8 protein-coding genes are annotated in these 12156 nt (G+C 52.3%); 6 read left to right on the top strand and 2 right to left on the bottom strand.

The window, feature by feature from the left end:
* Positions 1 to 138: 138 nt before the first annotated feature.
* Together F5984_RS09960 and F5984_RS09955 are read right to left on the bottom strand one after the other, a co-directional pair.
* The gene (locus F5984_RS09960; protein WP_152124111.1) at positions 139 to 2250 is read right to left on the bottom strand and encodes a carboxy terminal-processing peptidase; all 2112 of its coding nucleotides are present in this window, start codon (positions 2248 to 2250) and stop codon (positions 139 to 141) included.
* Positions 2251 to 2349: 99 nt separating this feature from the next.
* Positions 2350 to 3111, bottom strand: a complete 762-nt coding sequence (locus tag F5984_RS09955; protein WP_152124110.1) for an FKBP-type peptidyl-prolyl cis-trans isomerase — start codon at positions 3109 to 3111, stop codon at positions 2350 to 2352.
* Positions 3112 to 3496: 385 nt separating this feature from the next.
* On the opposite strand from F5984_RS09955, the gene atpA reads away from it, so the two are divergent.
* From atpA to F5984_RS09925, 6 genes are all read left to right on the top strand, one after another.
* Positions 3497 to 5071 (top strand): F0F1 ATP synthase subunit alpha, encoded by a 1575-nt coding sequence (gene atpA, locus F5984_RS09950; RefSeq protein WP_152124109.1) that lies wholly within the window; start codon positions 3497 to 3499, stop codon positions 5069 to 5071.
* Positions 5072 to 5163: 92 nt separating this feature from the next.
* Positions 5164 to 6051 carry an ATP synthase F1 subunit gamma gene (gene atpG, locus F5984_RS09945; RefSeq protein WP_152124108.1) on the top strand — a complete coding sequence of 296 codons (888 nt, stop codon included), beginning with the start codon at positions 5164 to 5166 and terminating at the stop codon, positions 6049 to 6051.
* A 136-nt stretch (positions 6052 to 6187) separates the two neighbouring features.
* Positions 6188 to 6907, top strand: a complete 720-nt coding sequence (locus tag F5984_RS09940) for a LolA-like protein (protein ID WP_152124107.1) — start codon at positions 6188 to 6190, stop codon at positions 6905 to 6907.
* A 193-nt stretch (positions 6908 to 7100) separates the two neighbouring features.
* Positions 7101 to 9302 carry a xanthine dehydrogenase family protein molybdopterin-binding subunit gene (locus tag F5984_RS09935; RefSeq protein ID WP_152124106.1) on the top strand — a complete coding sequence of 734 codons (2202 nt, stop codon included), beginning with the start codon at positions 7101 to 7103 and terminating at the stop codon, positions 9300 to 9302.
* Between the two features lie 69 nt (positions 9303 to 9371).
* Positions 9372 to 10073 (top strand): membrane or secreted protein, encoded by a 702-nt coding sequence (locus F5984_RS09930; protein ID WP_152124105.1) that lies wholly within the window; start codon positions 9372 to 9374, stop codon positions 10071 to 10073.
* Positions 10074 to 10311: 238 nt separating this feature from the next.
* Positions 10312 to 12039: a helix-turn-helix transcriptional regulator gene (locus tag F5984_RS09925; RefSeq protein WP_246168896.1), complete on the top strand. Its 1728-nt coding sequence runs from the start codon at positions 10312 to 10314 to the stop codon at positions 12037 to 12039.
* Positions 12040 to 12156 lie beyond the last annotated feature (117 nt).

Below are 12156 nucleotides of genomic sequence, written 5' to 3'. Positions count from 1 at the left end.
CTCGTTGTTCAGGAGGCTTTTTGCGTAGGATTGCGCACGCGTAGTAAAGCAAAATCGGTAGAAGTTCTTACCAAAGACGAAGTACAAAAAAAGCCCCACTGCTCAGGGCAATGGGGCTTACGTATTGGTGCAAAAAGGCTATTTGTTGACAGCCACAATGTAGTCAGCCAGAATCCGACCGGTTTCGGTCAGGTACAGATCTTTTTTCTTTTTCTTGTCCTTGTCGGCCTGATTGGCTGTAGCTGTACCGGTTTCATCGAGACCCTCAGGGTCTTCGGCTACTTCCTTACGCAGCGCTTCCCGCTTTTTCTCAGCCTCATCGCGCTCTTTCCGACGCTTGGTTTCCTGCAATGAAACCACTGTGTTTTCTTTGGCTTTTTTGAACTCAGCCAATTCCTGCGACAGTTTTTTCAGTTCAGGGTCGTTCTTCAGGCGCGACTCAAACCGCTCTTTCACGCGGTTCAGAACTTTGTCGTTTACCGCATTGGTCAAGTCATAACGAGTGGCCGGAATCTGATCCCAGGGCAGAGCACTTGGCTGAGAACTTTCGCCAAATTCTTCGGCCGAGTAACCCGACGGCAACTCGATATCGGGCGTTACGCCTTTGTGTTGCGTGCTGCTACCATTAACCCGGTAAAACTTCTGGATCGTCATTTTCACCTGACCTACCTTGTCGGTCTCTTTGGGCATCCACTGGTTCAGGTCGATGAGCGTTTGCACCGTTCCTTTACCAAATGTTTGGCCACCTACGATAAGACCGCGTTTGTAGTCCTGAATGGCAGCCGCGAAAATTTCGGACGCTGAAGCGCTAAACCGGTTTACCAATACGGCCATTGGCCCATCGTAAACAAGGCTGGGATCGAGGTCACTGTAGACTTCGGTTTCGCCCGAACCTTCGCGTACCTGCACCACCGGCCCTTTCTGGATAAACAGACCCGTCAGGTTGATCGCTTCGGTGAGTGAGCCACCGCCATTGTTGCGGAGGTCGATCACGATACCGTCAACCTTCTCTGATTTTAGCTCCTCTACAAACTTTTTTACATCGTTGGTCGTGCTGCTGAAGTTTTCCTCTCGCCGACGGGCTCCCTCAAAATCGCGGTAAAACAACGGAATGTTGATCACCCCAAGTTTGTAGTTACGGCCGTTTTCGCTTAGCTCGATTACTTCCTTCTTGGCCCGCTGCTCTTCGAGTTTAATTTTCTCCCGAACCAGCCGAACTTCTTTCGGAGCAGAACTTGCCAGGGCATCGGCAGCCCGAATCTGCAATCGAACAATTGTTGCTTTGGGGCCTTTGATGAGTTTCACCGCATCATCGACCCGGTATCCGATGATACTCACCATCGGACCATTATCGCCCTGAGCAACTCCAACAATTTTGTCGTTGGAGTTCAGTTGCTTGCTCTTGAACGCAGGACCGCCGGGGATCACATTCGAGATTTTGATGTACTCGCCGTCTTCCTGCAACATGGCCCCAATACCTTCCAGCGACTGGCTCATTTCCTGATTGAAGCGGTCAGCATTGCTGGGGTTGAGGTAGTTGGTATGCGGGTCGAGGGCTTCCGCAAAGGCGTTCATGTACATCTGGAACACATCGTCGCTCCGAATTCGGGCCACAGCTTTGTCCAGGTTTTTGTACCGCTGGGTAAGCGTAGCCGTAATTGCGCTGTCTTTCTGGCCAGCCAGTTTCAGTTCCAGCGCCTGATTCTTGAGCATTTTGCGCCAGATTTCGTTCAGCTCGCCCGCATCTTTAGCCCAGGGGGCTTTCTCGCGATTGGTGTTCAGGGTTTCATCAACCGTAAAGGTGAACGGTTTCTTCAACAGATCCTGCACATACGTACTACGCTCAGTGTACCGTTTACGAAACACATTGTAAAACTCGTAGGCCGCCGACAGGTCGCCGTTAACCAGCGCATCGTCAACCTGCGTGCGGTACTTATCGAACGCGGCTACATCGGAAGCCAGCAAATACGTTTTGTTCCGATCAACCTGCTCAAGGTAATTATCCCACACCTTCGACGACAGTGAGTCGTTCAACCGAACTTTCCGGTAGTGATAGGTTGTGAGCAAACGCGCTACCGTCTGTTCAACTCTTTCCTGCGAAATAGTTGGCTTTAAATCCTCGTCAGATGAGGCCGTCAGGTCCGAAGCCCCCGCCGTCACCGTTCCGAATTGGTGCGCACCCGAAGAGGGAGAATCCGGCTGAATGCTCAGAATCAGCACGGGCAATAAGGTTACGAGGTATTTCTTCATAACAGTCAATGTAAGATGAAGAATGTACAATGAATAATGAATTGGGACAGACGGTAAAATCAAAGACCCGCCAAGCACTATTCATTAACCATTATCCATTTATTTTACAATATCCAGCAATTCTACATCAAAAATCAATGTTGAACCGGGGCCAATGTCGGCACCCGCTCCACGATCGCCGTAGGCCAGATCCGACGGGATGTACACCGTCCAGCGTGAGCCCACAGGCATCAGTTGCAACACTTCGGTCCAGCCCCGGATCACCTCCGTTACGCCAAATTCGGCTGGTTGTTCGCGTTGCTCCGAGCTATCAAATACTTTACCATCGATCAGACGGCCGGTATAGTGAACTTTGACCCGATCAGTGGGGGTGGGTTTGCTACCCGTTCCCTCTTTAATCACCTTGTACTGTAGACCACTTGCGGTAGTAACTACCCCCGGTTTAGTCTTGTTTTCGGCCAGAAAGGCATTTCCAATCTTTTTGTTGCCTTCAGCGGCTTTGGCACTCTCGGCTTGCCGAACGGCCATCTGCTTCTGCATAAACGCGCCCAGGACCATGTTGGCCTGTTCGGGTGTCATGGCCATGTTGCCGCCTTTGAGGGCATCATTGATACCACGGGCAAGCATCGCTGAATTGATATCGGTAATGCCCTGCTGCTTCATGTTCTGGGCAATATTGAGCCCAATGCTGTAGCTGAGCGAATCGTTGGTAGTACGCAGACTCATACCGGGGGCAGCCGGGCGGGCACTTGATTTTGCAGGGGTGGGTTTGGGAGCAGTTTTTTTGGCCTGAGCCAGAGCGGAACCGGACAATAAAGCGGCCGATGCTGCACCGGCTAAAAAGACTTTGAAAAAGGTCATGCGTATGAAAAACAAGTTATTAAGAACGAATCGTTGCTTAGTATGAAAACGTAAATTACGTAGATAAAAGTTTGGATTAACGGCCTGTGCGCAAAATAATATCTATCGCGTTAAGGACTTTTAACAAACTAGTACCGGACGGGTCAAATTGACGGGCCAGCCCCTCACAAACGTACAGACGTCCGGCGTTAGTGCCCCGGTCACGGAACGTCGGTGAAGAAATTAACGAAAACTGCCGTGACAAAACGAGTTCGTGCCCATTGGCGTCATTAGAAAAGTCTAATAATTAGCCTTGTATTTTAGCGGATCACATCTTTTTATCAAATTTTGTCCCTACCTTTGCGGCCGAAAATCCATCTACTAACAAACGATTTCCACTAATTATATGGTATCCGTAAGACCCGACGAGGTATCCGCCATCCTCCGCGAGCAACTCTCCGGCGCCCGCACCGAGGCAGAACTCGAAGAAGTCGGCACGGTACTGCAAATTGGCGACGGCGTAGCGCGCATCTACGGCTTGTCGAAGGTGCAGGCCGGTGAGTTGCTGATCTTCGAAAATGGTTTGCAGGCCCTGGCGCTGAACCTTGAAGAAGATAACGTAGGCGCTGTATTGCTCGGTGACTATTCTGAAGTCAAAGAGGGCGATACGGTGAAACGTACCAACCAAATTGCATACATCAACGTTGGCGAAGGTATTCTGGGCCGGGTGGTAAACACCCTCGGACAGCCTATCGACGGCCTTGGAGCAATCCAGGGCGAGACGTACGAGATGCCCCTGGAGCGTAAAGCGCCGGGTGTAATCTTCCGTCAGCCCGTTAACGAGCCGCTCCAGACTGGTATTAAAGCTATCGACGCCATGATCCCCATCGGCCGCGGCCAGCGGGAATTGATCATTGGTGACCGTCAGACGGGTAAAACCGCCGTGGCTATCGATACCATCATCAACCAGAAAGAATTTTACGACAAAGGCCAGCCGGTTTACTGTATCTACGTAGCCTGTGGTCAGAAAGCGTCGACCGTGAAGCAGGTAGAAGCTACGCTCCGCAAAGCCGGTGCGATGGACTACACCGTAATCGTGGCTGCCAACGCATCTGACCCCTCGCCGATGCAGTTCTTCGCGCCGTTTACGGGTGCGGCTATCGGTGAGTACTTCCGCGATACGGGCCGTCCGGCACTGGTTGTTTATGACGACTTGTCGAAGCAGGCCGTAGCTTACCGCGAAGTGTCGCTGCTGCTGCGTCGCCCACCGGGCCGTGAGGCTTACCCTGGTGACGTATTCTACCTGCACAGCCGCTTGCTGGAGCGGGCCGCTAAAATCACGGCCAACGACGAAATCGCGGCCAACATGAACGACTTGCCACCGAGCCTCAAAGGGGTTGTGAAAGGTGGTGGTTCGCTCACGGCTCTCCCGATTATCGAGACGCAGGCTGGTGACGTTTCGGCGTATATCCCAACCAACGTAATTTCAATTACCGACGGTCAGATCTTCCTGGAGTCGAACTTGTTTAACTCGGGTATCCGTCCGGCTATCAACGTAGGTATCTCGGTATCGCGGGTAGGTGGTAACGCCCAGATCAAGTCGATGAAGAAAGTAGCCGGTACGCTGAAGCTCGATCAGGCTCAGTTCCGCGAGCTCGAAGCCTTTGCTAAGTTTGGTTCTGACCTTGATGCGTCGACCAAGCTGACCATTGAGCGGGGCCGCCGGAACCAGGAGATGCTGAAGCAGCCTCAGTACGCACCCGTAGCGGTTGAGCAGCAGGTGGCAATCATCTACGCATCTACCAACGGTCTGCTCGACCGGGTACCTGTTGAGCGCGTGAAAGAATTCGAAAGCGAGTTTGCCCTGATGATGTCTACGCAGCATCCGGCCGCTCTCGAAGACCTGCGCAAAGGTAACCTGAGCGACACTGCTACCTCAGCGATCAAGAAAGTAACCGCCGATCTGTCGGCCCGTTATTAAAAGGAGTGGATGGTTTATGGTTTGTAGTTTATGGTACGGTTATCCGTCAGTAAACTATAAACCATGAACTACAAACCATAAACTCACTTAAAATGCCATCACTAAAGGAAGTCCGTAACCGGATTGTCTCGGTAAATTCGACTCAGCAAATCACTAAGGCCATGAAAATGGTGGCCGCTGCCAAGCTTCGCCGGGCGCAGGACAACATCATTCAGATGCGGCCCTACGCGCAGAAGCTGAGCGAGATGCTGGGTACGGTGTCGGCTGGGGCCGATGTTGCGGCTGAAAGCCCTTACAAAGCCGTACGGCCGGTTGAGCGGGTGCTGATGATCGTGGTCACTTCAGACCGGGGTTTGTGCGGTGCCTTCAATACCAACGTAGTGAAAGCCGCGCTGACTCGTATCAGTGAGCAATACGCAACGCAGCAGAGCCGGGGCAATGTGGAGATCATGGCCATTGGCAAGAAAGGTGGCGAAGCCTTTACGCGTCGTGGTTTTAAAGTCAACAATCAGTTTGTCGATAGCTTCCTGAACCTGAGTTTTGCCAACGTACGGGCAGCTGCCGAAAGTGCGATGGAGAGCTTTGTCGCAGGTCGGTACGACGTAATTGAGCTGGTGTACAACGAGTTCAAAAACGTGGCTACCCAGATTGTTCGGACGGAGCAGATGTTGCCCATCGTTTCGAAGCCAGCCGATGCTACGGCTACGACAGCTTCGGCGGTTAACTATGCGTTTGAGCCTTCGGAAGAAGAGATCATTGCTGAGTTGATTCCTAAGTCGCTGAAAATCCAGTTGTACAAGGCGGTTCTGGAGTCGAATGCTTCAGAGCACGGTGCCCGGATGACCGCGATGGACAAAGCGACCGAAAACGCGGGCGAACTGCTCAAAGAACTTCGGTTGGTGTACAACCGGACTCGTCAGGCGGCCATCACGAAAGAGATTCTCGAAATCGTAGGTGGTGCCGAAGCCCTCGCTAACTAATTAGAAGTCTCAATGTCGGTGGTATAGTTTATTTCCACCCGCTGTTGCTGAAATACAAAAGCCCGTTACTCAAAAGTGACGGGCTTTTTCGTTTGGTATCTTTTGGGTACATTTGATAAACAACAATCATGTTTCCATGAAAAAAGTATTGCTGATGGGCGCTTTTCTGATGAGCGCTCTTACTATCCAGGCCCAAACAGCTGACGAAGTTATTGAGAAATATATTGCGGCCAGGGGCGGTGCCGACAAGCTTAAGGGCGTAAAGTCGGTGCGGATGGAAACATCGACCTCGTTGATGGGAAACGACATCAAGTCGGTGTCGACAATTGTGGCCGGTAAAGGGATGCGTTCCGACGCTACCGTAATGGGGCAGACCATTACGCAGGCTTTCGATGGCACCAAGGGTTGGATGGTAAATCCGTTGGCGGGCAGCAACGATCCGCAGGAGATCCCGGCTGAAATGAGCAAAAGCCTGGCGGATCAGCTCGACCTTACCGGACCCATTGTGGACTACAAAGCCAAAGGCAATAAAGTTGAGATGTTGGGTAAAGAGGCTGTTGATGGCAAGGATACGTACAAATTGCAGCTCACCCGCCCCGATGGTACGGTGATTACGCACTTTATTAACACGACGAGCTATCTCGACCATAAAGTGACCAGCAAAACGAAAGTGAATGGTCAGGAGGTAGAGGGTGAGGTCTATTTTGACGATTACCGTGCCGTTGACGGTGTGAAGTTTCCGTTTTTGAACGAAATGAGTAATCCGCAGTTTGGCCGTATGAAAATCAAGGTTGAAAAAATTGAAGTGAATCCGACCGTCGACGAGGCTATTTTTAAAATGCCCGCGAAGAAGTAAGACGTAAAGTCATTGACAGAACCCGACTGCTACGGAGCCATGCGCTTTGTCGCGGTCGGGTTTTTGTTTGTCTGCCCAACCAGAACAGACGTTCACAGACGACTGGTGCGCTGACTCTTTTTTCGTAACTTTCGCATACTTTACCACGGCCTGCCCACAACAGTAGGCCTGACCCTTAAAACTGCATCACCCTATGTCTGCTTCTGCCGTTGATCGCCGTTTGTTTTTGAAAGCTGCCGGACTCACCGGTGCTGGTTTATTACTGGGTTTTTCGACTGATGCCGCCGGCATGACTACGCTGGTTAATCCGCAATCGGCCGAACCCGCCATCCTGTCGTTTGAGTTGCACCCGTTTATCGTGATCGATAATGCGGGGGGCATTACGCTCATTAACCACCGGCCCGATATGGGGCAGGGGAGCTGGCAGGCCGTACCTATGATGATTGCCGAAGAACTGGAAGTCGGCATGGATCAGATCAATATTCGGCAGTCAGACGGACTGCGGAAGTACGGCAGTCAGTTGTCGGGCGGGAGCAGCACCGTGCGTACGGGCTGGAAACGTCTGCGCGAAGCCGGAGCGGCCGCCCGGCAGATGTTCACAACGGCCGCAGCCAGCCGTTGGAAAGTAGCCGAAACCGAATGCTACGCCGAAAACGGGGCCATTCATCACCGGCCGACGCAACGTACACTGACGTACGGCGAACTGGTGGATGAAGCGAGCAAGCTGCCCATACCTACCAAACTGGTACTGAAGCCGAAGAGCGACCTGAAACTGCTGGGGAAATCGATGCCCCGCCCGGAGGTACCTGCCAAAGTTACGGGTAAAGCGGTTTTTGGAATGGACGTTGAAGTGCCGGGTATGCTTTACGCGAGTGTGGAGCACAGCCCCGTGATTCACGGTAAAATTGTGTCGGTAAATGAAGCGGCCGCCCGCAAAATTCCCGGTGTCAAAGCCGTGATTCGCACCGAGCGCCCCATGCCGCACCGTAAGTCGGAGGCAGTAGCGGTACTGGCTACCAATTATTGGGCGGCTTTGCAGGGTCGGCGGGCGTTGCAGGTGAAGTGGGACAATGCTGGGTACGATACCCAGATGACCACCGCCCGGTATTTTGCCCAACTCCGGGCGCAGGCCGACGTAGAACCGGCTCCGTACTACACAACCGGCAACTTCGGGCAGGCGTTTGAAACCGGTGCCAAAAAACTACAGGCTACTTACGAAACCCCTTTTCTGGCCCATGCGCCCATGGAGCCGGAGGTCGCTATTGCTCATGTAAAGCCCGATGGGTCGTGTGAGATCTGGGCGCCCGTGCAGGGCCCCGATGGTGCTATTGAGCAGGTATCGGCACATCTGGGAATCAAACCCGAGCAGGTAAAAGTCAATGTACCGTTCCTGGGCGGGGCTTTCGGGCGGAAAGCGTACCTCGATTTTGTACTCGAAGCGGTGAACCTGTCAAAAGCAGCCAAGGCACCGGTTAAGGTGGTCTGGACGCGTGAAGACGATATTACGCAGGGGCCTTTCCGGCCGGGTATGCTTAGCTCCATGAAGGGAGCTGTAGATGCCAACGGACAGGTAACGGCATTTGCCCATACGCTGATCGGCGAGTCGATTCAGGGACAGGTGTTTGGTTCGCTCAAAGAAGGCACGGCCGATGGCTGGGCTGCTGAGGGCATTGGCAAACACGAAAGCCCCTACGCCTTCCCGAATGCCCGAGTGGGTTGGAAACACGTAAAAACGGACATTCCGATTGTCTGGTGGCGCTCGGTATACCCATCGAATAGCTGCTTTGGACACGAAAGCTTTATTGATGAACTGGCCCATGCTGCGGGCAAAGACCCACTGGCATTGCGTCTGGATCTGCTGAAAGCCCAAACCGATGGCGAATCGGCCAAATCGGCTAAACGGTTTATCACAGTGCTCGAAACCCTGGCGCAGAAAGCCGACTGGAATAAGCCGTTGGCGGCCGGGCAGGGCAAAGGGGTGGCTGTTTGTCAGTCGTTTGGGAGCATCTGTGCCCACGCTATTTACGTCTCCAAGCAAGGGGCTGGTGTTAAGGTCGATCGGGTGGTGACGGTGCTGGATTGCGGTATGTACGTGAACCCCGACAACGTCCGGGCCCAAACCGAGGGCAATGTGGTAATGGGGCTGACAGCCGCCATTAAAAACGGAATTACGTTTGAGCAGGGGCAGGCTCAACAGCAGAATTTCCATAACTATCAACTCCTGCGCCTGCCTGAGACCCCGGCCATGGAAATCCATATTTTGGATAACGAAGAAGCACCCGGCGGTGTGGGTGAGCCCGGTTTGCCGCCTATTGCTCCCGCACTCTGTAACGCGGTGTTTGCGGCTACGGGCAAGCGGATTCGTACGTTGCCGTTTGATGCTCAGAACGTTTAAGTTTAATTGGCTGCACGCCCAAAGTCTGTATCAAAGAGACTTTGGGCGTTGCTTTTTCCATCCTATACCATGAAATATTTCCTTTTGCTGGCGGTTGGCATTGCACTTGCCTTCCGACCGTTTACGGCACCATCGACACAGGGGGCCTGGCGTAAAACCAACGGTAGCGAAACAACTATGCTGTTGGTGGCCGACAACTATTTTATGCAGACCGTTTATACACCAACTCAGTTTTTGAGCACCCGGGGCGGTACCTGGAAACAGGACGGTACGAAACTGACCATGACCATTGAGTTTGATTCGGCGGATAGTACCCGTGTAGGTCAGTCGCAAACGGCCGAGATGGCCTACAGTGCTAACCAAATGGCAGTTATTACCCCCAATGGGCAGCAGGTGATGACCCGCGTTGATGAACTAAGCGACCAAACGCCGATGGCCGGTCTGTGGCGCATTACGGGTCGGGCTAATAATGAGGGCGTTATGACACCTATGCAGCGCGGAGCCCGGAAAACCCTCAAATTGCTGACTGGTACCCGGTTTCAGTGGGCTGCCATCAATCCCGAAACCAAACAGTTTAGCGGTACCGGGGGCGGGACATACACGCTCAAGGATGGCAAATACACCGAAACGATCGACTTTTTCTCACGCGATAACAGTCGGGTTGGCAAATCGCTGACGTTTGATAATAAGCTGACGGGCAACGATTGGCTCCATACCGGCCTTAGCTCAACGGGCGGTAAGGTCAACGAGATCTGGAGCCGGGAGCGGTAAACACATAGAAATACATAAAAGCCGTGCTTACCAGCCCTGAGCACGGCTTTTATGTATCCAGTTGATTTTTTGTACTTTATCTATAGTTTACAAGGATAAAATAACAGTGCCGTATAGCCATTAAAAAGGTGTTCGTACACCATCGCAGACTACTTATAAAACGTATATATCTGGAATACTTCCCAACCTACGTACGTTGCCCAGGCGCATGAAGTGCTTAAAGTCTTTGCTCTGCCCATTGCTGTTTCTTGTTAGTGTATGCCTCCCATCGCTGGTGCGAGGGCAGGTAGATACGCTGTTTCGATATACACCTGACGAGCGCATTTTTAAACTCTGGCAAAATCCGGCCTGGGATGCGATCTGGGCCAAACGAGCTACGGCAAAGGATTCTACCCGGTTGTTTGCACAGCTACGGCAATTGCAGACGTTTGCCAATAGCGAGAATGATGACCGGCTATACTGGTACGCTGAGCTTCATAAAATACTTTTCCGGCATCATCTTGTCGATTTTTCGGGCCAGTTCTCCACCGTGCTTGATGAGGCTGAACCACTCATGGAACAGTGTCCGGTGCCGGTTGTGAAAGCGTCGTTGCTGTATTTTAGAGGACGGTATTACTTTGGGGAACTTCAGTTTGAAAAAGGATTTCGGTTGCTTTTGCAGGCGCAGCAGGAGTTTGAGCGAATAGGGTATCAAAACATCCCCGAGATAAACCAGTATCTGGTAGGTTTAGGCGGCCGCTATTACTTTTTCGAAGAGTATAAAGTGTTTCTGCGTTACATGGATCAGGCTTTTCGGTATCCGTTTTTGTCGAAACGGGCCGAGGTGTCTGCTTTGCACAGCGTGGGTATGGCACACCAGCAGCTGAAAGATTTCGAAAAAGCAGCCGCCATATTCAGCCGGGCAATTCGCAAAGCGAGGGTTTATCAGGATACTACCTTTTGGGGGATTGCGTCGGTAAGTTACGGTCAGAATCTGCTTGAGTTGAACCAAACCAGGCAGGCGTTGCCGCACCTTTACACCGGCTATAAACTGAGCCGGGGCGAGTCGCCGGAGCACGCGGCTACGGCGGCTATCCACATCGCTAAGGCATTGCTTGCGCTCAATCGCATTGCTGAGGCCAAGACATACATTGACGAGTCGCGTACGTTGAAGCTGCGCAAGGAAGCATGGGTTGAGTATCCGTTGGTGTACTATCAGGTGCAGGCGCTTTATTACCGAAAAACAGGTGATTTCCCTAAAGCGACCCTTTATCTGGATTCAACCATTCAGGTGAAAGACTCGCAACGGGCTTTATTCAGTAACCAACTGCTTAATAATACGCAGATTCGAATCAATGCCGAACGGTATCTGAGTAGTCTACAGGCATTAGAAGCCGAGCGAACCAACGCCATTCTGGTCCGTAATATCATCATCGTTGCTTTGGTGTTGCTTACAGCGGCTGGTGTGTACGCACTCAGTCAGAACCAGTTAAAACGCCGACGGGAAAAACAGGTGCAGGCCGAACAGCAAAAACGGGCCGAAGAGTTGCTGGCACACGCTACAGAGCAGCTCAATCAGCACATGACGTATCTGAAAGAGAAAAATGAGCTAATTGAGAAGCTGGCGGCCGATCTGGCCCAGGCGACACCCGCCGAAGCTTCGTCGGTGCGGTCGGAGACCCACGTACCTGTCGAAGATCTCCTCCAACGAACCCTGATTACCGAAGCTGACTGGCAGCGGTTCAAGCGACTGTTTGAGCAGGTGCACCCCGGTTTCCTTGATTCATTACAGGAAAAACATCCCGAACTGACAGCCGCAGAGGTACGGTTGCTGACCTTGTCGAAGCTCGAAATCCCGTCGAAAGATATGGGCTTTATTTTGGGAGTAGGTCAGGAGAGTGTCCGAAAGGCTCGTTACCGGCTACGCCGAAAGCTCGAACAACGTCACCCCGATACGACGCTCGAAAGCCTGATTCGCTCTCTGTAGGCTTTATAACCTGCTATTTCTTAAGTGCTTGGAAGTATGTCCACGCTTTGTCCACGGCCAAATTTAGGCTTGTCGACGGCGTGGACTTTGTTTTGTATGGTTCAGCAACTCTTCATC

The sequence above is a fragment of the Rudanella paleaurantiibacter genome (assembly GCF_009184635.1).
GTDB classification, from domain to species: domain Bacteria; phylum Bacteroidota; class Bacteroidia; order Cytophagales; family Spirosomataceae; genus Rudanella; species Rudanella paleaurantiibacter.
The sequence above is the reverse complement of the archived record's forward strand: the minus strand, read 5'-3'. Positions and strand labels throughout refer to the sequence as shown.

Bases quoted from the DNA above. Each gene is read 5' to 3' on its own strand.
- F5984_RS09960 (WP_152124111.1), bottom strand. From the start codon at position 2,250: ATGAAGAAATACCTCGTAACCTTATTGCCCGTGCTGATTCTGAGCATT.
- F5984_RS09955 (WP_152124110.1), bottom strand. From the start codon at position 3,111: ATGACCTTTTTCAAAGTCTTTTTAGCCGGTGCAGCATCGGCCGCTTTA.
- atpA (WP_152124109.1), top strand. From the start codon at position 3,497: ATGGTATCCGTAAGACCCGACGAGGTATCCGCCATCCTCCGCGAGCAA.
- atpG (WP_152124108.1), top strand. From the start codon at position 5,164: ATGCCATCACTAAAGGAAGTCCGTAACCGGATTGTCTCGGTAAATTCG.
- F5984_RS09940 (WP_152124107.1), top strand. From the start codon at position 6,188: ATGAAAAAAGTATTGCTGATGGGCGCTTTTCTGATGAGCGCTCTTACT.
- F5984_RS09935 (WP_152124106.1), top strand. From the start codon at position 7,101: ATGTCTGCTTCTGCCGTTGATCGCCGTTTGTTTTTGAAAGCTGCCGGA.
- F5984_RS09930 (WP_152124105.1), top strand. From the start codon at position 9,372: ATGAAATATTTCCTTTTGCTGGCGGTTGGCATTGCACTTGCCTTCCGA.